Source organism: Rhizobium sp. R634, from assembly GCF_002211305.1.
Lineage (GTDB): Bacteria > Pseudomonadota > Alphaproteobacteria > Rhizobiales > Rhizobiaceae > Rhizobium.
This window is the reverse complement of the sequence record NZ_LOKW01000012.1, coordinates 59824-82456: the sequence shown is the minus strand read 5'-3', so window position 1 is coordinate 82456 and position 22633 is coordinate 59824. Positions and strand designations below refer to the sequence as shown.

Annotated in this window: 17 protein-coding genes and 1 tRNA gene; 7 read left to right on the top strand and 11 right to left on the bottom strand. The window is 62.4% G+C overall.

Annotation, left to right across the window (positions count from 1 at the left end):
- The 5 genes from topA to ATY77_RS14515 form a co-directional block, all read right to left on the bottom strand.
- Complete coding sequence (gene topA / locus ATY77_RS14535; protein ID WP_088687888.1) at window positions 1-2658, bottom strand: type I DNA topoisomerase; 2658 nt, start codon at window positions 2656-2658, stop codon at window positions 1-3.
- Window positions 2659-2907: 249 nt separating this feature from the next.
- Window positions 2908-4050, bottom strand: a complete 1143-nt coding sequence (dprA, locus tag ATY77_RS14530) for a DNA-processing protein DprA (protein ID WP_088687887.1) — start codon at window positions 4048-4050, stop codon at window positions 2908-2910.
- Window positions 4050-4670 (bottom strand): glycerol-3-phosphate 1-O-acyltransferase PlsY, encoded by a 621-nt coding sequence (gene plsY, locus ATY77_RS14525; protein ID WP_088687886.1) that lies wholly within the window; start codon window positions 4668-4670, stop codon window positions 4050-4052. The genes dprA and plsY overlap by 1 nt, the downstream gene beginning before the upstream one ends.
- Window positions 4671-4712: 42 nt before the next feature.
- The gene (locus tag ATY77_RS14520) at window positions 4713-6002 is read right to left on the bottom strand and encodes a dihydroorotase (RefSeq protein WP_088687885.1); all 1290 of its coding nucleotides are present in this window, start codon (window positions 6000-6002) and stop codon (window positions 4713-4715) included.
- Window positions 5999-6955 (bottom strand): aspartate carbamoyltransferase catalytic subunit, encoded by a 957-nt coding sequence (locus ATY77_RS14515; protein WP_088687884.1) that lies wholly within the window; start codon window positions 6953-6955, stop codon window positions 5999-6001. Before ATY77_RS14515 ends, ATY77_RS14520 begins: the two co-directional genes overlap by 4 nt.
- 178 nt (window positions 6956-7133) lie before the next feature.
- Between ATY77_RS14515 and ATY77_RS14510 the strand changes: the two genes are divergently transcribed.
- A complete protein-coding gene (locus ATY77_RS14510; RefSeq protein ID WP_088677264.1) occupies window positions 7134-8792 on the top strand; it encodes an acyl-CoA dehydrogenase family protein in 1659 nt (552 codons plus the stop codon).
- 294 nt (window positions 8793-9086) lie between these two features.
- Here the strand turns inward: ATY77_RS14510 and ATY77_RS14505 are convergent, their stop codons facing one another.
- Together ATY77_RS14505 and ATY77_RS14500 are read right to left on the bottom strand one after the other, a co-directional pair.
- Window positions 9087-9332, bottom strand: a complete 246-nt coding sequence (locus ATY77_RS14505; protein ID WP_280950741.1) for a type II toxin-antitoxin system VapB family antitoxin — start codon at window positions 9330-9332, stop codon at window positions 9087-9089.
- 103 nt (window positions 9333-9435) lie between these two features.
- Entirely contained in the window at window positions 9436-12327 is a 2892-nt protein-coding gene (locus ATY77_RS14500; RefSeq protein ID WP_088687883.1) for a ribonuclease E/G, read from the bottom strand.
- A 621-nt stretch (window positions 12328-12948) separates the two neighbouring features.
- Between ATY77_RS14500 and ATY77_RS14495 the strand changes: the two genes are divergently transcribed.
- The 3 genes from ATY77_RS14495 (at window position 12949) to prfB (ending at window position 18259) form a co-directional block, all read left to right on the top strand.
- On the top strand, window positions 12949-14208 hold the full coding sequence (locus tag ATY77_RS14495) for an N-acetylmuramoyl-L-alanine amidase (protein WP_088687882.1): 1260 nt from the start codon (window positions 12949-12951) through the stop codon (window positions 14206-14208).
- Between the two features lie 358 nt (window positions 14209-14566).
- Entirely contained in the window at window positions 14567-17026 is a 2460-nt protein-coding gene (locus ATY77_RS14490; RefSeq protein WP_088687881.1) for a penicillin-binding protein 1A, read from the top strand.
- Window positions 17027-17127: 101 nt separating this feature from the next.
- Window positions 17128-18259, top strand: a protein-coding gene (gene prfB / locus ATY77_RS14485) for a peptide chain release factor 2 (protein WP_190233727.1) whose coding sequence is annotated in 2 segments (ribosomal slippage) — window positions 17128-17196 and window positions 17198-18259 — 1131 coding nt in all. Because the reading frame shifts where the segments join, the coding sequence is not laid out codon by codon here.
- 54 nt (window positions 18260-18313) lie between these two features.
- Here prfB and ATY77_RS14480 read toward each other — a convergent pair.
- The 3 genes from ATY77_RS14480 to ATY77_RS14470 are packed head-to-tail and all read right to left on the bottom strand — an operon-like array spanning window position 18314 to window position 20646.
- Entirely contained in the window at window positions 18314-19333 is a 1020-nt protein-coding gene (locus ATY77_RS14480; RefSeq protein ID WP_088687880.1) for a dienelactone hydrolase, read from the bottom strand.
- A 25-nt stretch (window positions 19334-19358) separates the two neighbouring features.
- Complete coding sequence (locus tag ATY77_RS14475) at window positions 19359-19868, bottom strand: hypothetical protein (RefSeq protein WP_088687879.1); 510 nt, start codon at window positions 19866-19868, stop codon at window positions 19359-19361.
- A gap of 4 nt (window positions 19869-19872) precedes the next feature.
- Window positions 19873-20646, bottom strand: coding sequence for an NAD kinase (locus ATY77_RS14470; protein WP_088687878.1), 774 nt, complete (start codon window positions 20644-20646; stop codon window positions 19873-19875).
- A 156-nt stretch (window positions 20647-20802) separates the two neighbouring features.
- On the opposite strand from ATY77_RS14470, the gene ATY77_RS14465 reads away from it, so the two are divergent.
- Window positions 20803-20878 (top strand) — tRNA-Thr (locus ATY77_RS14465).
- A 72-nt stretch (window positions 20879-20950) separates the two neighbouring features.
- On the top strand, window positions 20951-21298 hold the full coding sequence (locus tag ATY77_RS14460; RefSeq protein WP_088687877.1) for a hypothetical protein: 348 nt from the start codon (window positions 20951-20953) through the stop codon (window positions 21296-21298).
- A gap of 26 nt (window positions 21299-21324) precedes the next feature.
- On the opposite strand, the gene ATY77_RS32860 is transcribed toward ATY77_RS14460, so the two are convergent.
- Window positions 21325-21462, bottom strand: a complete 138-nt coding sequence (locus ATY77_RS32860) for a hypothetical protein (RefSeq protein WP_176538881.1) — start codon at window positions 21460-21462, stop codon at window positions 21325-21327.
- 430 nt (window positions 21463-21892) lie between these two features.
- On the opposite strand from ATY77_RS32860, the gene ATY77_RS14455 reads away from it, so the two are divergent.
- Window positions 21893-22633: a hypothetical protein gene (locus ATY77_RS14455; protein WP_088677278.1), complete on the top strand. Its 741-nt coding sequence runs from the start codon at window positions 21893-21895 to the stop codon at window positions 22631-22633.

Genomic DNA, 22633 nt, shown 5'->3' with positions numbered 1-22633 from the left:
TCAGCTCTTTTTCGATTTTGCGGGCGCTTTCGCCTTCGTTGTCTTCGGCTTGGCAGCCGTTTTGGCGGTCTTGGCCTGGGCGGCCGCAGCCTTCGGCTTGGCTTTCGCTTTGGCCGTCTTCCCCGCAGGGGCCTTGCCGGCCTTCTCGGCGATCAGCGCAAGCGCCTCCTCGACGGTGATCGCTTGAGGATCCTTGCCCTTCGGCAGGGTCGCATTGACCTTGCCCCAATTGACATAGGGGCCGTACTTGCCATCGCGAACGGTGATGGCGCCGCCGTCGGGATGATCGCCGAGCGTCTTCAGTGCCGCCGGCGTGCCGCGCGCGCCGCGGCCCGGCGCCTTGTTCGCTTTTTCGGCGATGACAGTCACAGCGCGATTGAGCCCGACCGAGAACACATCCTCGACGGTCTCCAGATTGGCATAGGAGCCGTCATGCAGCAGGAACGGGCCGTAGCGGCCGATGCCTGAGGAGATCATCTTGCCGGTCTCAGGATGTTTGCCGATATCGCGCGGCAGCGAAATCAGCGCCATCGCCTTCTCGTAATCGATATCCTCGGGCTTCCAGCCTTTCGGCAGAGAAGCGCGCTTGGCCTCCTTGCCGTCTCCGCGCTGGATATAAGGGCCGAAGCGGCCGGAGCGCAGCGTCAGCTCCTCACCGGTCGTCGGATCGACGCCAAGGTTCTTCGGCTCGTTGAGCGCCACGTTTTCGGCTTCCCCGCCGTTCTCGGAGGAAAGCTGGCGGGTGTAATTGCATTCCGGGTAGTTCGAGCAGCCGACGAAAGCGCCGTATTTGCCAAGCTTCAGCGACAGGTTGCCGGTGCCGCAGACCTGACAGATTCGGGGATCGCTGCCATCCTCCCGCTTCGGGAAAACCAGCGGTGCCAGCGCCTCGTTCAGCGAATCGAGCACGTTGGTGACGCGCAGTTCCTTGGTGTCCTCGATCTGCGCAAAGAAATCCTTCCAGAAATCACGCAGCACCTGCTTCCAGTTCAGCTCACCGGCGGAAATCCGGTCGAGCTTCTCCTCGAGATCGGCGGTGAAATCATATTCGACATATTTGGTGAAGAAGCTCTCGAGGAAGGCCGTCACCAGCCGGCCCTTGGCCTGCGGGATCAGCTTGCGCTTGTCGATGGTCACGTAATCGCGGTCGCGCAGCGTCGCCAGCGTCGCAGCATAAGTCGACGGACGGCCGATGCCGAGCTCTTCCATCTTCTTGATGAGCGATGCTTCGGAATAACGCGGCGGCGGTTCGGTGAAGTGCTGCGTGGAGTTGATCTTCTGCTTGGCGAGGTTCTCGCGCGCGTTGATCTCCGGCAGACGGCCATCCTCGTCGTCGGCATCGTCGCTCTGTTCGCCATCTTCCTTCTGGTCCGTATAGGCGGCGATGAAACCGTCGAAACGGATCACGGAGCCGACGGCGCGCAGGCCAGCCTTCTGGCCATTGTTGTCGGCAATGATTTCGGCCGTGGTGCGCTCGATTTCGGCCGAGGCCATCTGGCTGGCGATGCCGCGCTTCCAGATCAGATCATAGAGACGGATCTGGTCGGCATCCAGGAACTTGCGCACACGGTCCGGCGACCGGTTGAAGTCGGTCGGACGAATGGCCTCGTGCGCTTCCTGAGCGTTTTTCGCCTTGGTGGAATAGAAGCGGGCCTTCTCAGGCAGGTAGCGGTCGCCGAACTGCTCGCCGATGGCGCGGCGCGCCGCATCGATTGCTTCCGGCGCCATCTGGACGCCGTCCGTACGCATATAGGTGATGAGACCGACAGTCTCGCCGCCGATATCGACGCCCTCATAAAGCTTCTGCGCTACCTGCATGGTCCGGGATGCCGAGAAGCCAAGCTTGGACGAGGCGGCCTGCTGCAGCGTGGAAGTCGTGAACGGCGGCGCCGGGTTGCGCTTTACGGGCTTGGCCTCGACGCTTTCGACGACATAGCTTGCGCCTTCAAGCAGAGCCTTCAGCTTGCCGGCTTCCTCGCCATTGCCGATCGATCGAGGCTGCAGCCGCTTGCCATTGGCCGCAACCAGCCTTGCCTCGAACTCGTCGCCACGCGGCGTCTTCAGGAGCGCTGAAATGTTCCAATATTCTTCCGAAATGAAGCGCTCGATCTCCGACTCGCGGTCGCAGACCAGGCGAAGCGCCACCGACTGAACGCGGCCGGCCGAACGCGCGCCGGGCAGCTTGCGCCACAGGACCGGCGAAAGATTAAAGCCGACGAGATAGTCGAGGGCGCGGCGTGCGAGATAGGCATCGACCAGCGGCACGTCGATATCGCGCGGCTCGGCCATCGCGTCGAGCACGGCCTTCTTGGTGATCGCGTTGAAGACGACACGCTTGACCGACTTGCCGTTCAGCACGCGCTTCTTGTTGAGCATGTCGAGGACGTGCCAGGAGATCGCTTCGCCTTCGCGATCCGGGTCGGTCGCGAGAAACAGTCCGTCGGAGGACTTCACCGCGTCGGCAATATCCTTCATCCGCTTGGCCGACGCCCCGTCGACCTCCCAGAGCATTTCGAAGTCCTGATCGGGAAGAACTGAGCCGTCCTTGGCAGGCAGATCGCGCACATGGCCGAAGGAAGCGAGCACTTTGTATCCCGAACCGAGATACTTATTGATCGTCTTGGCCTTGGCAGGCGATTCCACCACTACAACATTCATGATGATTCTCTAAAAAAGACGCAGCGCCGGCGTGGAGGCCAGCGCAACACGCAGCGCAACTTGGATACTGGCCCTCCGACATGGACAGGGAAATCGCCGCGGTCAAGGGGTTTGCTACAATTTTACTTCTTCCGTACGGTGCAATCGAGGGAAGATTGTACGCTGAATGCAATTTCAAGTGGCGCGGCTATCGGATTCGACACGCGGCTACTGCAGTTCGCAAAGCCACTCGCTGATATCGCGCAAAGCTCAATCGGAAAGCGAGACAAGACCGCCCTGATGCCGATGCAGCCTGCCTGATATGTCGAGCTCCAGAAGGATGAGATAGACGGCGGATGCCGAAAGACCGGTATGGCGGATGACGTCGTCGATCTCGACGGGCGTCGGTCCGAGCGCGTCGATGATGCGGCTGCGGTCGGTATCGCCGGGCGGCACGATCATCGCCTTGCCGTCACGCGCCGGTTCCTCCGCCATCGAGGACGGGAAAAGATCGAATTGCGCAAGCGGCGCCAGGGCCTCGACGACATCGGCGGGCGTGGTGACGATCGAAGCCCCGTCCTTCAGCAGGCCGTTGGTGCCGTGGCAGCGCGGATCGAGCGGTGAGCCGGGCACGGCAAACACCAGCCGGCCGAACTCTCCTGCAAGCCGCGCGGTGATCAGCGAACCCGAGCGCTCTGCCGCCTCGATGACCACGAGGCCGAGCGCAATGCCGGCGATCAGCCGGTTCCGGCGCGGGAAGTCGCGGGCGCGGGGCTCCCAGCCGAACGGCATCTCGCTGGCAGCCAGGCCGTTGCCGGCCGTTATCTCCTCGAGCAGGCCGATATTCTCGGGTGGGTAGGGCTGGTCGAGACCGCCGGCAAGAGCTGCGATCGTGCCGGTATCAAGGCTTGCCCGGTGGGCTGCCGTGTCGATGCCGCGCGCCAGGCCGGAGACGACGGTATAACCCGCTCGGCCGCAGTCGCGCGCCACCATCGCCGCGAACTTGGCGCCGGCGATCGAGGCGTTGCGTGAACCGACGATGCCAACGGCCGGTCGCCTGGCGGCGGCAAGCGCGCCCTTGACGGCAAGGAGCGGCGGTGCGCCGTCGATCTGCTTCAGCGCTTGCGGATAATCCGGCTCACCGATGCCGACGAAGCGGGCGCCGCAGCGATGCGCCGCCTCCAGTTCCCGATGCGCTTCGGTCTCGGTGGCGATGCGGATTGCCCGTGTGGCGCCGCCGCGCGCCGAAAGCTCCGGCAGCGCCGCGAGCGCGGCTTCGGCCGAACCGAAATGATTGATGAGGTCGCGAAAGGTCGCCGGGCCGATATTGTCGGAGCGGATGAGGCGCAGCCAGGCAATTCTCTGCCGTTCTGTCAGCACAACGCCTTTTGGTGCCGCGCTCAGCGCATCCATTATCCCTTCGCCCCGATCTTGCTTTCCGTGCCCCCCATCAGGCGGGAAATATTGGCCTTGTGCTTCCAATAGGAGATGAGCGTCATGACCGCCATAACAGCCGCAACCTTTTCGTTGCCGAGGATCCACAGCGCGATCGGAATGATGAGCATGGCGACTAAGGCCGACAGCGAGGAGTAGCGGGTGGTGAAGGCGATTGCCAGCCAGACGGCGGCGAAGAGCACGACCATAATCGGCGCAATGCCGAGCAGGGTGCCGATATAGGTGGCAACGCCCTTGCCGCCCTTGAAGCCGATCCAGACCGGGAAGAGATGGCCGAGGAAGGCAAAGAAGCCGGCGATGATGGCGGCTTCCTCACCGAGGAAATAACCGACGATCCAGGCTGCGGCCGATGCCTTCAGAGCGTCGAGCAGCAGTGTCGCGGCGGCAAGCTTCCGGTTTCCGGTTCGCAGAACATTGGTCGCGCCGATATTGCCGGAGCCGATGCTGCGCACGTCGCCGAGGCCGGCGGCGCGCGTGAGGATCAGGCCGAAAGGAATGGAACCGAAGAGATAGCCGATGACGGCGGCGGCAAGCGCGATCGGCAATGTGATCTGCCATGACATGAGATTGGATAGCATATGTCCCCTCAGCCCTCCGTGGCTTATCGTTCCAGCCGCCTCTTAGACTGCGTAAACAAGCTTTCCCGAGACGTATGTCGCGACGGCCCGCCCGCTGAAGCGCGCATCCTCGAACGGCGTATTCTTCGAGCGGGAGAGAAGCATGTCTTTGGCGACAAGCCAAGGCTCATCGAGATCGATGAGCGTAATATCGGCGGCCGCACCCGGCTTCAGTGTGCCGGCATCGAGTCCGAAGATCTGAGCGGGACGGGTCGACATGGCGTCGATCAGGCGCATCAAGCTCACCTGGCCGCCATGGTGAAGCCTGAGAGCCGCCGCCAGCATGGTTTCGAGGCCGACCGCGCCGTCCGCCGCCTCGCCGAAGGGCAGGCGCTTGGTATCGACGTCTTGCGGATCGTGCGAGGAGACGATGATGTCGATCGCGCCGCTCGCGACGGCGTCGGCCATGGCCACCCGGTCGGCTTCCGGGCGCAGCGGCGGATAGAGCTTGAAGAAGGTGCGGTATTCGCCGATGTCGTTTTCGTTGAGCGCCAGATTGTTGATCGAGACGCCTGCGGTCACCTTGGCGCCGCGGCTGCGGGCGCGCTCGATGGCCTCGACCGATTCCGGCACGGAGATCATCGCGGCGTGATAGCGGCCGCGTGTCAACTCGGCGATCCTGAGATCGCGTTCGAGCGGGATGAGCTCGGCTTCTTTCGGAATGCCGGAGAGCCCGAGCCAGCTGGCGAAAAGCCCCTCATGCATGACGCCATTGGCGCCGAGATATTTGTCGCGCGTCTCACAGGAGATGACGGCACCGAATTCGCGCGCATAGGTCATGATGCGGCGCAGCACCTGGGTGTTATGGACGCTGGAATGGGCATCGGTGAAGGCGACGGCGCCCGCCTGCATCAACAGGCCGATCTCCGTCATTTCCTCGCCGGCAAGCCCCTTGGTGATGGCGGCTGCCGGATAGACGTTGACGGCGGCCGTGTCGCGCGCCGTCTTCTTGACGAATTCGACGAGGGCGATGTCGTCGATAACGGGATCCGTGTCCGGCATCATGATGATCGAGGTCACGCCGCCGGCCGCCGCAGCCCGGCTTGCCGAGGCGATCGTCTCGCGGTGCTCGCCGCCGGGTTCGCCGATATGGACGCGCGCATCGACCAGGCCGGGCGTCGCGACGAGGCCCGCGCAGTCGCGCACGACAGCGCCTTCCGGCGCGCCCTGATTCTGCACCGCGCTGCCGGCGGCAAGGATCACGCCGTTTTCGGCGATGATCGTGCCCACCTCGTCGAGATTGCGCGAGGGATCGACGATGCGGACGTTCTTGAGGACGATCGGGTTGCTCATGCCATCATTCCATCGGTTCGGGGACCCTGGTTCTGCGAGACGAGCAGCGTCTCCATGACGGCCATGCGCACCGCGACCCCCATCTCCACCTGTTCGGCGATCACGCTCTGCGGACCGTCCGCCACCTCGGAGGCGATCTCGACGCCGCGGTTCATCGGGCCGGGATGCATGACCAGCGCATCCTCTTTCGCCGCTTTCAGGGTTTCGGCATCGAGCCCGTAGAAGTGATAATATTCGCGCACCGAAGGCACGAAGGCGCCCGACATGCGCTCGCGCTGCAGCCGCAGCATCATCACGACATCGGCGTCCTTCATCCCTTCCTTCATCGAATGGAAGACCTCGACGCCCATCTCGGCGACGCCGGAGGGCAGGAGGGTCGCTGGCGCGACGACGCGCACGCGTGCGCCCATCGCGTTGAGCAGCAGGATATTGGAGCGCGCCACCCGCGAATGCAGCACGTCGCCGCAGATCGCCACGATGATGCGCGACAGCTTGCCCTTGGCGCGGCGGATCGTCAGCGCGTCGAGCAGCGCCTGGGTCGGATGTTCATGCTGTCCGTCGCCGGCATTGACGACCGAGCAGGAGACCTTTTGCGCAAGAAGGGCCGCGGCACCGGCGCTCGAATGGCGGATCACAAGCACGTCGGGGCGCATCGCATTCAGCGTCATCGCCGTATCGATCAGCGTTTCGCCTTTCTTCACCGAGGAATTGCCGACCGACATGTTCATGACGTCGGCGCCAAGCCGCTTGCCGGCAAGCTCGAAGGAGGCCTGCGTGCGGGTCGAAGCCTCGAAGAAAAGGTTGATCTGCGTCAGCCCGCGCAGCGTCGACGTCTTCTTTTCTCTCTGGCGGCTGATCTTGACGGCTTCGTCGGCCTTGTCGAGAAGATAGGTGATATCCTGCTCGGTGAGGCCCTTGATGCCGATGAGGTGGCGGTGGGGGAAAAAGACCATGACCCTGCCTCTTGCTGTCTCTGGCGGGTCTATAAAGAGTGCGGCCCGCCGGGGCAAGCATGCGCTGTGGGCAAAGGCTTATGTCCCCATGCATTTTCGCCCGAATTCCGATAGAGCAGGATGAAGCGAATCATAACTTCCGGTTTCCCTTGCCGGGCTCTTGCACTAGAAGCGAATAATGACCTCCGCCAACCGGACTGACGACAAACTCGCAGAACTCAACCAGCCGAGCCTGTGGTCCGGCATCAATGCCTATCGATCCGATCCGTTGATCGTCGATCTGACGGCGGCTCTGCCGCGCGGCATCCGCGAGGACCTGGAAAACATGGGCCGCTACGTCACCTCGCCGGAAGCGCAGGAACTGGCGCGCATGGCAAACCAAGGCGCGCCGCAGCTGCGCACCCATGGCCCGCGCGGCGAGCGACTCGATGTCGTCGAATTCCACCCCGCCTGGCACGCGCTGATGCGCCGCTCCATGTCGGTTGGCCTGCATTCTTCCGTTTGGGACCCGCAGGCCGATACCGAGGCCAAGGATGCGGGCCACAAGGTCCGCGCCGCACGCTTCTACATGATGGCGCAGCTGGAATCCGGCCATCTCTGCCCGCTGACGATGACGAGCGCCTCGGTTGCCGCGCTGTCGGCTTCGCCTGCGGTGCAAAAGGACTGGGCGCCGAAGATCCTCTCGCGCAAATATGATTCGTCGAACAAGCCCGCCATGCAGAAATCCGCCGTGACCATCGGCATGGGCATGACGGAAAAGCAGGGCGGCACGGATGTGAGGGCCAACCGGAGCGCTGCCGAAAAGGTGAGCGAAGGCATTTACCGGCTTTCCGGGCACAAATGGTTCATGTCCGCTCCGATGAGCGATGCCTTCATCATGCTGGCGCAGACGAAGGAGGGTATGGGCTGCTTCCTCGTACCGCGACTGCTGGAGGATGGGTCGGCCAACGGCCTGCAGTTCCAGCGGCTGAAGGATAAGGTCGGCAACCGCTCCAACGCCTCTTCCGAAGTGGAATTCTCAGACACGTTCGGCTTCCTGCTCGGCGGTCCGGATGCGGGCATCCGCACCATCCTCGACATGGTGACGCTGACGCGGCTCGATTGTGCTCTTGCCTCTTCGGGCATCATGCGCGCCTCTCTGGCCGAGGCCGTGCACCACACGCGCGGCCGCAGCGTCTTCGGCAAGATGCTCGTCAACCAGCCGATCATGACGCGCGTACTGGCCGACATGGCGCTCGATGTCGCCGCCGCCACCGCGCTCTCCTTCCGCCTTGCCGATGCCTTCGACAAGGCGCGCGGCAATGCCGAGGACGCGGCCTATGCCCGCGTCATGACGCCGGTCGCCAAATATTGGTGCTGCAAGATCGCTCCCGCCCTGATCTACGAGGCGATGGAATGCATCGGCGGCAACGGTTACATTGAAGAGCGCCCGATTGCCCGCCATTACCGCGAGGCGCCGGTCAACGCCATCTGGGAAGGCTCCGGCAATGTCATGGCGCTGGATGTGCTGCGCGTGCTCAACCGCGGCAAGGACCTGTTCGAGACGGTCTTTGCGGGGCTCGCCCGCGATCTTGGCCCCGCCGGCAAGAAGACGATCGACGTGCTGCGCGCCGCAATCGCCCTCTGCGAACAGGACGAGGGTGCCGCACGCCTGCTGGTCGAGCAATTGGCGCTTGCCGCGGGCGCTGCCGAACTCTATCGGCTCGGGGCAGGGCGCATCGCCGATGCCTTCATCGAGACGCGCCTCGCCGGCGGCTGGCGCTCTACTTACGGCATGCTCGATTCCCGCTTCGACGCCAGCTACATCGTCGACCTGCTCTATCCGCCGGCCGCCTGACCGCAGCGGACAATGATTGCTCTTCGCTGGCATCCATCTCAGCGATATCGACGCGCGTCGCGCCGATGGCTGCCCCTCACCCTAACCCTCTCCCCGTTCTGACGGGGAGAGGGGACGTGCCCTGCGAGAGGTTGGTGGGGAACGGAGAAGTCGCGGCTATCCTCCTTCGCCCCGTTTACGGGGAGAAGGTGCCGGCAGGCGGATGAGGGGCTGGCATCGGCGATCTCCCGGACCGGGCTGGCCGCACTTATCCCGCGCAGATGCACGGATCCAAATCCGAACTGTCAACGACGATCACCGTCTGCCGTCCGGCTGGTCGCAACGTATCTCTTCCAGGTCGCCTTCCCAGCCTATCCTTGCGAGATCTGCGATCGCATTTTTCCGGCGGTGCCTCTCGATCAGGATTCGCAAAGCCTGTTCGACGGCGGCCTCTTTTGTCGCCAATCCCGTGACGATCATTGCTGCGTCGAGCAAGCCATCATCGATATCGATCGTTGTCGGCGTAACCACCTCAAGTGTACCAATATCGTGAAGGTACACGCCCGGCCCTCGGGGTTCAACTTTGCTAAAGAAGCTCACCACAAACAAAAATCCGGCCGCGTCGCCGCGGCCGGATTGATCATTTACGTCCGAAAATCAGCGTTCAGAAGAAGCCGCGGCGCTGCCACCAGCCGGCTTTCTTCGGCTTGCCGTCGTCGCTTTCGGAATTTTCGCTGCGGGTGGATTTCACCGTCGGCTCGGAGGAGGTGATGTTGGATTCGCGGTTGGCGCGAACCGGCTTTGCCTCTTCCCGGGCCTCTTCCTGCTCGGGCGTTTCGAGATCGGCGGAGGCTTCCGCCAACTCCGGTTCGACCACGGCCGCTGGTGCCGTTTCTGCTACAGGCTCCTCGACCGGCGCTGCGGCGGCCTTGCGGCGGCCGCGGCCACGGGCGGGCTTCACATCCTCGGTGACTACAGCCGCAGCCTCGACAGCGGCAGCTGCGGCCTGGCTTTCGCCAGCCTGATCGGCAACCGCTTCGACAGTTTCTGCTTCCGCAGGGACGCCGTCGTTCGAAACGTCGTCGCCTTCGCTCTCGTCACTGCCATTGTCTTCACCGCCTTCATCGGCCGCCAGTTCGGAACCGTCCTCGGCGCGATTGCGGCGACCGCCACGCTTGCCGCGGCGACGGCGCTTGCGGCGCTGTGATTCCTCGCTCTCGGCACGGGCCTCAGGCGTGGCGGCGGCATTTTCTTCGCCCTCGCTGCCATCGTCCTCGCCGTCTTCGTCCTCGTCGCCGGCTTCGCCTGCCGCCAGTGCCGGCTGCTCGGCATTGCCGTTGCGGCCGCGACGGCGCCTGCGGCGCTTGCGCTTGCGGTTGTTGTCACCTTCGCCTTCCGAGCGCGCCGTGGCAGGGCGTTCGGTTGCTGCGGCCTTTTCCTCGAGCTCTTCGTCTTCGTCCTCATCCGCCTCGATGACGATATCGTCGTCGTCATCCTCGGGAATGGCTGCGAAGTTGAAGAGGCTTTCGATCTTGACCGGATTTTCGACCGGCTCACCACGGTCGATCGCGAAGTGCTGCGCACCGACCGAGCCATCGGCATCGATGATGATCGCGACGCCGAAGCGCGCCTCGTAATCGACGATCGTCTGGCGCTTGTGGTTGAGCAGGTAGAGCGCGATATCAGGCGTGGTACGCACGGTGATGTTGTGCGTCGTGTTCTTGAGCAGATATTCCTCGATGCCGCGCAGCACATGCAGGGCGACGGAGGACTGCGAACGGACGTGGCCGGTGCCGCCGCAATGCGAGCAGACCTGGGTGGTCGATTCGAGAACGGAAGCGCGGATGCGCTGACGCGACATTTCGAGCAGGCCGAAGTGCGAGATGCGGCCCACTTGAATGCGGGCGCGGTCGTTCTTCAGGCATTCCTTCAGCTTCTTCTCGACGGCGCGGTTGTTACGCTTCTCTTCCATGTCGATGAAGTCGATGACGATCAGGCCGGCAAGGTCGCGCAGGCGAAGCTGGCGGGCGATTTCTTCCGCGGCTTCGAGATTCGTCTGCAGCGCGGTGTCCTCGATCGAATGTTCGCGCGTGGAGCGGCCGGAGTTGACGTCGATCGAAACCAGCGCTTCCGTCTGGTTCATGATCAGATAACCGCCGGACCGCAGCGTCACCTGCGGCTGCAGCATGCGGTCGAGCTGGGCCTCGATACCGGAGCGTGAGAAAATCGGGTGGATGTCGCGATAGGGCTGAACCACCTTGGCATGGCTCGGCATCAGCATCTTCATGAAGTCTTTTGCTTCACGATAGCCTTCTTCGCCGGCAACGATGATCTCGCCGATATCCTTGTTGTAGAGGTCGCGGATCGAGCGCTTGATCAGCGAGCCTTCCTCATAGACCAGGCAGGGAGCGGTGGAGGCTAGCGTCAGCGTGCGCACATTCTCCCAGAGGCGCATCAAATATTCGAAGTCGCGCTTGACTTCGACCTTGGTGCGGTTGGCGCCGGCGGTGCGCAGGATGACACCCATGCCCTGCGGCACTTCGAGCATGCGCGCGATCTCTTTCAGGCGCTTGCGGTCCTGCGGATTGGTGATTTTGCGGGAAATACCGCCGCCGCGTGCCGTGTTCGGCATTAGGACGGAATAGCGGCCTGCCAGCGAGAGATAGGTGGTGAGAGCGGCGCCTTTGTTGCCGCGCTCTTCCTTGGCGACCTGAACCAGCAGGATCTGGCGGCGCTTGATGACTTCCTGGATGCGGTACTGCTTGCGCGGCTTGCGCTGCACGCGGTCCGGCACTTCTTCCATCGCGTCTTCTGCGCCGACGGATTCGATGACTTCCTCTTCGCCGTGATCGTCATCATCGTCGTCATCATCGTGACGACGCTTGCTGGTGTCGATATCCTCGGAGATCGTGTCGGTTTCCACCATCGCGGCCATCGTACCGCCGGTCGAACCATCATCCTCGTTGTCGACGTTTGCAGCACCCTCGGCTTCGACATCTGTGGGAACAGCGTCCTCGGTCGCGGTCGTTTCGGCAACCTTCTTGCGGCTGCGGCGCGGCCGTGCCTTCTTGACCGGCGCTTCCTCGGCGGCTTCGGGCGATGCCGCCACCTCTGCCGCTGCGGCAACCTCTTCCGCCGCTGCCTCTTCCGTTACGGCAACCGGTTCAGGCGCCACGGCGGGCACGATGCCGACATCCGGCTGATCCTGGGTCGAAAGATCGACGATCGGCGCGGTTTCGACATGCTCGACATCTTCGTCGCGGCGATGCTCCTCGGCTTCGGCCCGAAGCAGTGCCTGACGGTCGGCGAGGGGGATCTGGTAATAATCGGGGTGAATTTCGGCGAAGGCCAGGAAACCGTGACGGTTGCCGCCGTAGTCGACGAAGGCTGCCTGCAGCGAGGGTTCGACCCTCGTTACCTTGGCGAGGTAGATATTGCCGCGGATCTGCTTCTTGTGCTGCGACTCGAAGTCAAATTCTTCTATGCGGTTCCCGCGAACGACAACGACGCGCGTCTCTTCCTCGTGAGACGCATCGATAAGCATTTTGTCTGCCATGTAAGCTGTGCTCCTCGGCGTGGCCGCGAGAGCGCATTCCCGACTGCTGTAGAAACAGAAAGAATGCGGTCCACCGTGGCCGCGCCGGATAATGAAAGTCGCGCCTGGCGCGAAGAGGAGAGCAGCAGCCAGACCGCAGCCGGAACCATTTCGGTCCGGGGCCTGTAGACTTCAGATAAAATCTGCTGCGAAACCATCAACAACCAAGCGTGATCGACAATACGAAGACCCGTTTTGGGTCCGATGAGGGTGCTCCCTGAGAGCGTGGTGGCTGATCCACCAATGAAGTTCCGACAAAAGCCGGAAAATCAGGATCCAGTTCTGGGTTGAAACGCATAAGACGGCGGACGATGACCGATGTGGCGCCAGGTCCTGATCTGGCTGGCAGCCTTGCGGCGACTCTATCCCGTCAACACTTCTACCCTAAAATGCGTTGTATGTTTTCTCTGTCACAATAGCAAGGGAAAAGCCAAATGTGCCATAATATTGATGGATTTCGTAACGCATAGGAATCGGGGATAAAGCGATTGCGATTCGGCGGGCGGTGGAAGCTGTTTGCTCTCGGGCGAGCGCTTCGGCCATCCCGGGTCCATCGCGAGATAAATAGGGTGTGGCGGTTTATTGTTTAAGAGGGCTCGGATCGCGGCGAAATCCGCAGCGCGGCGATCGACATTCGCAAGGCGGGTTCTGAGGGCAGTGCTTGTCGCCGGCTGCCTCCTGCCTGTCGTCGCGGGTTCCGCCGAGGCCAGGGATCCGCTGCTCGCCTATGGCGCGCGCATCATCGGCGATGACGCGAGAACGCGCATCGTCATCGATTTCGACCGCGAACCGCGCTTTTCCGTCCATTATATCGCCAATCCGGAGCGCATCGTCGTCGATCTGCCGGCGACCGCTTTCGGGTTCCCGGCGAAGGATCTGGCCGCACGCGGCCTCTTCAAGGACATCCGCTATGGCAAGATGGACGAGGAAAGCGCCCGCATCGTGCTGACGACTGCGAAGCCGGTGAAACTGGCGCTCGCCAAGGTGCAGGCCGACGAGGCCGGCAAGGGCCATCGGCTCGTGCTCGATGCCGAGATGATCGACAAGCAGGCCTTTGCCGAGCTGGTCAAGACGCAATCCTGGGACGACCGGGCAGAGGCGGCCCAGACGACGAGCGCCATTCCGGCGCCTGAGAAGGCCGCCCCCGGCGATTTCGTCATCGCCGTCGATGCCGGTCACGGCGGCATCGATACCGGCGCGATCAGCGTCGACACCAAGACCGAAGAAAAGCAGGTGACGCTGGCTTTCGCCAAGGCTTTGGCCGACCGGCTGAACAAGGAGCCGGGCATCAAGGCTTTCCTGACGCGCCAGGACGACGAATTCCTGTCGCTTTCGCAGCGCGTGCTGATCGCCCGCCAGAACCACGCCGGCCTGTTCATATCGTTGCACGCCGACACGCTGAAGCAGAAGGATATCCGCGGAGCGACCGTCTACACGATCTCGGACAAAGCCTCGGACAAGCTCGCCGCCGATCTCGCCGAGCGCGAAAACCTTTCCGATCAGATCGCCGGCAAGGAAACTGTCGCCGAACCGCCGGAGGTCGCCGATATCCTGCTCGACCTGACGCGGCGCGAGACGCAGGCCTTCTCGATCTCGATGGCCGAGAGCGTACTGAACTCCTTCAAGGACCAGGTCGGCACCATCAACAACCCTCATCGCCACGCCGGTTTCCGTGTGCTGCAGGCTCCCGACGTGCCGTCGATCCTGCTCGAGATCGGTTTCCTCTCGAATGCCGAGGATGAGAAGCTGCTGCTGGACGAGACCTGGCGCGGCAAGATAGCCGATCTCCTGACCGAAGCGGTGAAGCGATACCGCACGGCCGTCGTGGCGAATGGCGGCTGACCTGCCGTCCAGGCCGCGAGGCGGTCTGAAGCGATAAGACGTTTGAAAACAGATATTAAACTGCGCTGGCTGAATCAAATTCGGAGCAAACGGCGCCGTTCCCGCTGCCAGGAGGGGCGTTGCTTGGATGTGACACTCCTGATGAAACGCTGATAGAGCGGTGAATGCGGCGTCCGGAGCCCTATTTTGCTCACATTCGCGCCGTTACTCCGGCTTATGTTTCGTAGCCTGGAGCGCGGAATCGGCTTGTGGCGGTAGCGCTCATGGAGTAAGCCGCGCGCAACGTGCAAATTGCCTTGATCTGTGCAATCGTTGCGGCTGCGCCGATTGAAGATCGAAGAGACCGGTAGCTGAAAATATGGTTAGACTTCTTGGATATTTCTTCGGAATGGCCTGCGTCCTGTTTCTGGTCGCGGCGGCGGGTATTGCCATCTATCTCGCCAGCGTCGCGAAGGATCTTCCGGACTATGCCGTTCTGAACAGTTACGCGCCGCCGGTCACGACCCGCGTCCACGCCGGCAACGGCGCCTTGATGGCCGAATATGCCAAGGAAAAGCGCCTCTTCCTGCCGATTCAGGCCATTCCCGACCGCGTAAAGGCCGCCTTTCTCTCGGCCGAAGACAAGAATTTCTACAACCATCCGGGCGTCGACCTGACCGGCCTCGGCCGTGCAATTCTCGTCAACCTGCAGAATTTCGGGTCCGGCCGGCGCCCGGTCGGCGCCTCCACAATCACGCAGCAGGTGGCCAAGAACTTCCTTTTGAGCTCCGACCAGACGATCGACCGCAAGATCAAGGAAGCGATCCTTTCCTTCCGGATCGAGCAGGCCTACAGCAAGGACAAGATCCTCGAGCTCTACCTGAACGAGATTTTCTTTGGCCTGAATTCCTATGGCATCGCCGGAGCCGCGCTCACCTATTTCAACAAGTCGGTCACCGAGCTGACCGTCGCCGAGGCGGCCTATCTGGCGTCGCTGCCGAAAGGCCCGGCCAACTACCATCCTTTCCGCCATCCCGAGGCAGCGCTCGAGCGCCGCAACTGGGTAATCGACCGCATGGTCGAGAACGGCTATGTCAGCCAGAGCGATGGCGATGAAGCCAAGAAGCAGCCGCTCGGCGTCACCGCCCGCAGCACCGGTCCCTCGCTTTTCGCTTCGGATTATTTCGCCGAAGCCGTGCGCCGCCAGCTAATCGATCAATATGGCGAGAAGGTGCTCTATGAGGGCGGCCTTTCCGTGCGCACCTCGCTCGATCCGCAGATGCAGCTTGCCGCCCGCAAGGCGCTGCAGGATGGTCTCGTGACCTATGACGAGCGCCGCGGTTTCCATGGGCCGGTCAAGCAGATCGACGCAGGCGGCGATTGGGGCAAGGCGCTTGCCGATATTCCCACGCTGTCCGACGTGCCGGAATGGCGGCTTGCCGTCGTGCTCGCCGTGTCCGACGACAACGTCGATATCGGCCTGCAGCCGTCCAAGGACGGTAGCGGCAAGGTTGCGGCGGACCGTCAGCGCGGAACGATCGACGCCAAGAACATGCAATGGGCCTTCCGGTCGGCGGACGGCTCCCGCAAGACCGCGAAATCGCCAGAGGGCGTCTTGAGCCCGGGCGACGTCGTCTATGTTGAGAAGCTCGGCGACGACGCCTCGACCTCCTATCGTTTGCGTCAGCCGCCGAAAGTGCAGGGCGGTCTCGTCGCCATGGACCCGAAGACCGGCCGCGTGCTCGCCATGGTCGGCGGCTTCTCCTACGCCCAGTCCGAATTCAACCGCGCCACCCAGGCGATGCGTCAGCCGGGCTCCTCCTTCAAGCCATTCGTCTATGCGGCGGCGATGGACAATGGTTATACGCCGGCGTCCGTCATCATGGACGCGCCGATCGAAATCGTCTCGGGCGGCCAGGTCTGGAGGCCGGAAAACTACGGCGGCGAATCCGGCGGCCCGTCGACGCTGCGTTCGGGCATCGAGCATTCGCGCAACCTGATGACGGTGCGCCTCGCCAACGATCTCGGCATGAACATCGTCGCCGAATATGCCGAGCGCTTCGGCATCTACGATCACATGATGCCGGTTCTCTCCATGTCGCTCGGCGCCGGCGACACGACGGTTCTGCGCATGGTCTCGGCCTATTCGGTCCTTGCCAATGGCGGCAAGCAGATCAAGCCGACACTGATCGACCGCATCCAGGATCGCTACGGCAAGACGATCTTCAAGCATGAGGAGCGTTTGTGCGAGGGCTGCAATGCCGGCGACTGGCAGAATCAGGAAGAGCCGAATGTCGTCGATAACCGCGAAACCGTTCTCGACCCGATGACCGCCTACCAGATCACCTCGATGATGCAGGGCGTCATCCAGCGCGGTACCGCCGCCGGCAAGATCGATCTCGGCGGCCGCGACGTCGCCGGGAAGACCGGCACGACCAATGACGAGAAGGACGCCTGGTTCGTCGGCTTCACGCCGGACCTCGTCGCCGGCCTCTATATGGGCTTCGACACACCGGCGCCCCTCGGCCGCGGCGGCACCGGCGGTGGTCTTTCCGCTCCGATCTTCAACGAATTCATGCAGACTGCAGTCAAGGACATGCCGGAATCCAAATTCGTGATCCCCGCAGGCATGAATCTTATCCCGATCGACCGCAAGACCGGCATGGCCGCCGTCGATGGCGATCCGAACACCATCATCGAGGCCTTCAAACCCGGCACCGGCCCGGCCGACAGCTTCTCGGTCATCGGCATGGACAGCACGATGGCGCCGGAAGAGATCCTGAAGACCTCGCCGCAGGCCAATCAGGCCGTCCAGACCGGTACACCAGGCCTCTTCTGACGCTCACCTGAATTTTGAACGCCCGCCACGGCCCTTTACATCCGCGGCGGGCGTCTCTATGTCACCAGCACTTGATAAGACCGATACAGAGAAGCAGGGAAATGCGAGCTGAAATCGAAAACGTGGTCGATGAAACCAAGCAGGCTATCACCCTGCTGAGGAGGCATCTTTGACTGGGACCAGGCGATAAGACGACTGGACTGGTTGAACAACAAGGCAGAGGATCCGAACCTCTGGAACGACGCCGCCGAAGCACAGAAGCTGATGCGCGAGCGCCAGCAGCTGGATGACGGCATCAGCGGCGTGAAGCAGCTCGAACAGCAGCTGAACGACAATATCGAGCTGATCGAACTCGGCGAGGAAGAGGGCGACGAGAGCGTCGTCAAGGAAGCCGAGGACACGCTGAAGGCCTTGAAGGCCGAGGCCGCGCGCCGCCAGGTGGAAGCCATGCTTTCCGGCGAGGCAGACGGCAACGACACCTATCTCGAAGTCCATTCCGGCGCCGGCGGCACCGAAAGCCAGGACTGGGCGAACATGCTGTTGCGCATGTACACCCGCTGGGCCGAGCGCCAGCGTTTCAAGGTCGAGCTTCTGGAAGTCCACGACGGCGAAGAGGCGGGCATCAAGTCGGCGACCCTGCTCGTCAAGGGACACAACGCCTATGGCTGGCTGAAGACGGAATCGGGCGTGCATCGTCTGGTGCGCATCTCGCCTTACGACAGCAATGCGCGTCGCCACACTTCCTTCTCGTCGATCTGGGTCTATCCCGTCGTCGACGACTCGATCCAGATCGAGATCAACGAAAGCGATTGCCGCATCGACACCTATCGTTCGTCGGGCGCTGGCGGCCAGCACGTCAACACCACAGACTCGGCCGTGCGCATCACCCATATCCCGACCGGCATCGTCGTGCAGTGCCAGCAGGAGCGTTCGCAGCACAAGAACCGCGCCAAGGCCTGGGACATGCTTCGCGCCCGCATGTACGAAGCGGAACTGAAGAAGCGCGAGGACGCCGCCAACGCCGAAGCCGCCTCCAAGACGGACATCGGCTGGGGCCATCAGATTCGCTCCTATGTTTTGCAGCCCTACCAGCTGGTCAAGGACCTGCGCACTGGCGTTGCCAGCACCGCGCCGGACGACGTGCTCGACGGCGAGCTGAACGAGTTCATGGAAGCCGCTCTCGCTCACCGCATCAGCGGCGCCGCCGACGCGGTCGTCGACGATGTCGATTGACGGGTAGAGCAGGATCGAGACGCAAAAGCCCCGGAGACGGGGCTTTTCTTTTGGCTATGTGATCGCGCCGATCCTGGCCTTCTCAAACAACGCTGCCGACAGATCGGCGATCTCTTCATGAATGGCTGCGCGCGCGATGCCTGGCGGATCGGTGAAGAGCTCCGCCGCAAAGGCAAAGCCAAGTCCCGTGCCCTCCGGCATGAAGACATAATGCCCAAGGCCGCCTTCGAAGATCTTAAGGGTGCTGCGGCTTAGCCGTGCATGCAGCCATGACGAACATTCCTCAGCCGGTGCCGCCCCGTCGGCATCGCCGACGAGGATGAGCGCCGGCGCCTCGACCGCTTTCAGGCTTTCCTCGCTGAAACCAAGAACGGATCGGCCCGGCGCGCAGAGGAGGGCCGCCTTGATCCTGTCATCCCGGTAAGGCTTCGACATGCGCGACCAAGAATCGCGAAAGGCGTCGCTGCTGCGAAGCAGTGCCGGGATATGATCGGCAAGGTCGGGAAATTCCCTGGGCCCGCGCGGACCACCCGGCTTCAGCCTCGCGGGCTCGAACTGCGAAAACCGGACGACGGCGCCAAGAAGCAGCATCACGCTATAGGCGCCGGCCGAAAATCCGGCGGCGAACACACGTGACATATCGATATGGCCGCGAAAGTCACCCAGCCACTCGTCACAGCGGTCGAGCATATGGCTGAGATCCGGCGCCCGCTCCCAAAGACAGGCAAAGCCTTCGGCGCGGTAAGGCTCGCCGCCTGTATTACCGTGATGGTTGACGCCAAGCGCTGCAAATCCGCGACGGGCAAGGCGTCGCGCCAGCCATTCCAGTCCGGCCGCGGAGCCGCCTGTGCCGTGCGAGAGAAGAACGAGAGGATACGGGCCGGCCGCAGGCTGAATGGGCGCATCGCGGGCGACCGCTACCTTCTTGAACCAGCTTCTTTCCGGGAAATCGCTTTCCCGTGCGTCGTCGGTGGCAGGGTACCATAGCGACCAGCTGATGGGCCTGGGTCCGCCCGCGTCCCAGTTCGGCCTCTCCTCATCGTAGAGGACGCCGTCGCGAAAGCCCAGTTTCATCTCTTGGGTGCCTCTGAAGCACGGTTCAATTCGTTGCCTTCTCCACGGTGATGTCGCCGAATTCATCGATGAGCACGGTCCAGCCGGTCGGTTCTGCCGCAGGGTCGGTCTTGAGATAGACGGTTGCGAAGAGCCCCGGCTGCTTGATGATGCCGGTCGAATTCTCGGGGCGTATATCGGTCACGTAAGGCTTCAGATCGCTGAACTCCTGCAGTTCGATGGTCGAGACGATCGCCGGGCCGGCCTCGGCCTGGGCAATCTGCTGCAGAAAGATCTTCGAGGTTCTGTCCGGCTGGCGCACGGCAAAGAGCTTGTAATAGCCGTGGCGCTGTGCGCCCTTTTCGCCGGCTTTCGCGGTGGTCTCGGCGCTGGCAGGCGCACGCTCGACCGTCGGCGAGTTGCCGTCGTCCTCCCAGTAGCCGGTGCTCGTCGCGAAAATCACAGAGGTTGGCAGAATATCGTCCTGCGCCTGAACGGCTGCGGCCGCCCACCCGACCAGCAAAACTGTCGTTATGAAAATCCGTCGCATTGTTATCGTCTCAATCCTTGAACTGCTCGGCGAGAATACGGTCTGACCATGAGCGGTCGGGATCGGAAAGAATGCGCGCCGTCATATGCTCCGACTGGGCGATGCGGACATGCAGCACCGACTTGACCTCGGTATTGTCGGCCACCGCATTCACCGGGCGCTTTATCGGCTCGAGAACGTCGATATCGACGGTCACCCTGTTGGGGAGCAGCGCCCCCCTCCAGCGCCGCGGCCTGAAGGCGCTGACCGGCGTCATGGCGAGAAGCGGTGCTTCGAGCGGCAGGATCGGACCATGGGCGGAAAGATTATAGGCCGTCGACCCGGCGGGAGTGGCCACCATCAAACCGTCGCAGATCAGCTCTTCCAGCCGCACATGTCCATCTATCACGACCCTCAGATTGGCGGCCTGATAGGATTGGCGGAAAAGATAGACCTCGTTGATGGCGAGCGCCGTCGTGTTGGTGCCGTCCGCATTGGCGGTCGTCATCTTCAATGGCCGGAAGGCATTTTCGACGGCGGTGCAGATGCGCTCCTGAAGCCGGTCGGTGCGATAATCGTTCATCAGGAACCCGACCGAGCCACGGTTCATGCCGTAGACCAGCTTGCCGGAGTTCATGGTGCTGTGCAGCGTCTGCAGCATGAAGCCGTCGCCGCCGAGCGCCACGACGACGTCGGCTTCCTCCGCCGGCACGTCGCCATAAAGGCGAATCAGCTCTTCGCGCGCGGCGAGCGCCTCCATCGTCGGTGAGGCTATGAAAGAAAGCGTCTGAAATGACCGGCCCATGCAATGCCCTTTGTGAAGCTGCTCTAGCTAAAGGATAAAGGGCGGGTGCGACAAGGCTGTTTTACATTGTAATGCGTTTTGGATTAAGGCCGATCACTGCCCGAAAAAGCGGATTTTTCTTTACAGAATGACAGAATCTGTTAGTTGGCAGCTATTGCCCTTGTAGCTCAGTTGGTAGAGCACCTGATTTGTAATCAGGGGGTCGCGGGTTCGAACCCTGCCGGGGGCACCACTATTTTCCGCTCTATCGCCTGCTAACCTTGATGAACACCGCCTGAAGGACCGCTTCAGCGGCAATTCAGCCATGGCAGTGCATCTTCGCCTCATCATCAATGAGGAAACAGCCATGAAGATCGCGCATATCATTCTCACCGCTGCCATTTCCGCCGGCGCGGCTTTCGCCATCGTCGCACCCCCTGCAAATGCCATGCCCGCCGATCGACCGGCAGTGTCTACGCAGACCGGCATCGTCCAGATTCACGACAGCTGGCGGCATCACCGGGACTGGCGGGAGGACCGGGACTGGCGCGATGGCCGCGATTGGCGCCGGTCGGAGTGGCGCCGTCATTGGCGGCCGTGGCGTGCCGAGCGCTGGGAAGAGCGCGAGTGGCGTCATCGCCATCGCGAGATGCCCCGGCTCTATCGCAGCTGAATATCGCGATACCGGCCTATCTCGGTTCAATGGGTGACGGGTTCGTTGACGCTCGCTTCGATCCTGTCGCCATTGCCGGTCTGGCCGGCGCCGGAAGGCGACATCATCCCGATGCTCAGCACGGAAGCGACCATGAAGGCGACGACGGCGATCATTATGCGCATAGGCGTTCAATCCTCGTTTAATTCCGGGATTAACGCGTGATCGTCATCCGCGTTCCTCTGGCTCTATTGCACCGTTCCCGGTGTCGCGGGGCCGGGCGCCGTCGGTGACAGGGGATCGGGCTGGTGGACAGGGTGCGTTGTGTCCACCCAGATGATACTCAGAATGATCCCGACGAAGACCGCAATGAAAAGGACACCGAAAATCAGTGGTCGAATGGCCATGGGGCGGATATTCCTCCTTGCCTCTGGTCGGTTGCTGTAATCGGTCATCGCCCGATCATAGTGCGTGGGAGCATCTTTCCAAGGCAAAAATGGAGATCTTTGGTATCGAATTGCCGCCCTCCGGTCGGTGCCGTCTCCCGCTTTCCATCTGTCCAGACAGATCGAAACATGGCAGAGATACCGCAAATAAAGGGATGCGGGAGCTGTGATGAATTGCGCGGTCAGGATATCGGTCATCGTTGCGGCAATGGCTTCCTTTTTCGGCGCATCGCAGAATGCGGCAGCTTTTGAAGAGCCGGTGAAGGTGGACGTCGTGGCGCTGCCGAGAGATGAACTCAATCCCGACGCAAAACGGAAAATCAGCTGCAGCCGTTATCCGAGCTTCATGGTCAAGGAGGTCGATCTCGGCGAAGTCGGCGCCGAAAAGCTGGCGCTGCTGGCTGCCGATGCGCCGTGCGAGCGCACCGACGGGCGCGAACGGGTGATCGAGGATGACACTGCCGGCTATTTCATGGGCGCCAGCGGCGGGTTCGTCTTCTTTCGCGCGGCTGACGGATGGAACGGCGGATTGCCGTTCGTCGTCTATGATGCCGCGACGGGTGAACGGCTGCTCAACGATTCGCTGGATGGCGACGATTTTACCGCGATCAGAAGCGGGAGAGGGGAGCTGACCCTCGATTTTCGCCGCGTTTACACGGCGTCCTGCTCACTCTATCTGGAGGGCGCTGCCTGCGCCAAGGCAATTTCGGCAGAGACCGGACTGACGCCGAAGCAATTGCCGGATTGTTCCGTCGCCTACAAGGTGGAAATGAAGCGAAGCCCCGACCACGCCAGCGAGATCGGAAAACTGCCGAGTGTGATCGTCTATCCCGTTGAAGTCGGCTATGCCGCGGGCGAGACGACGCGCCGGCCGATGGATGGGCCGACCACTTGCGGGACGCCCGACTGA

Excerpts from the sequence above, each read along its gene's own strand:
- ATY77_RS14515 (WP_088687884.1), bottom strand. The coding sequence starts at position 6,955 with ATGGTCTTTTTCCCCCACCGCCACCTCATCGGCATCAAGGGCCTCACC.
- dprA (WP_088687887.1), bottom strand. The coding sequence starts at position 4,050 with ATGGATGCGCTGAGCGCGGCACCAAAAGGCGTTGTGCTGACAGAACGG.
- ATY77_RS14490 (WP_088687881.1), top strand. The coding sequence starts at position 14,567 with ATGGTTAGACTTCTTGGATATTTCTTCGGAATGGCCTGCGTCCTGTTT.
- plsY (WP_088687886.1), bottom strand. The coding sequence starts at position 4,670 with ATGCTATCCAATCTCATGTCATGGCAGATCACATTGCCGATCGCGCTT.
- ATY77_RS14460 (WP_088687877.1), top strand. The coding sequence starts at position 20,951 with ATGGCAGTGCATCTTCGCCTCATCATCAATGAGGAAACAGCCATGAAG.
- ATY77_RS14480 (WP_088687880.1), bottom strand. The coding sequence starts at position 19,333 with ATGAAACTGGGCTTTCGCGACGGCGTCCTCTACGATGAGGAGAGGCCG.
- ATY77_RS14470 (WP_088687878.1), bottom strand. The coding sequence starts at position 20,646 with ATGGGCCGGTCATTTCAGACGCTTTCTTTCATAGCCTCACCGACGATG.
- ATY77_RS14500 (WP_088687883.1), bottom strand. The coding sequence starts at position 12,327 with ATGGCAGACAAAATGCTTATCGATGCGTCTCACGAGGAAGAGACGCGC.
- ATY77_RS32860 (WP_176538881.1), bottom strand. The coding sequence starts at position 21,462 with ATGCGCATAATGATCGCCGTCGTCGCCTTCATGGTCGCTTCCGTGCTG.
- topA (WP_088687888.1), bottom strand. The coding sequence starts at position 2,658 with ATGAATGTTGTAGTGGTGGAATCGCCTGCCAAGGCCAAGACGATCAAT.
- ATY77_RS14520 (WP_088687885.1), bottom strand. The coding sequence starts at position 6,002 with ATGAGCAACCCGATCGTCCTCAAGAACGTCCGCATCGTCGATCCCTCG.
- ATY77_RS14510 (WP_088677264.1), top strand. The coding sequence starts at position 7,134 with ATGACCTCCGCCAACCGGACTGACGACAAACTCGCAGAACTCAACCAG.
- ATY77_RS14455 (WP_088677278.1), top strand. The coding sequence starts at position 21,893 with ATGAATTGCGCGGTCAGGATATCGGTCATCGTTGCGGCAATGGCTTCC.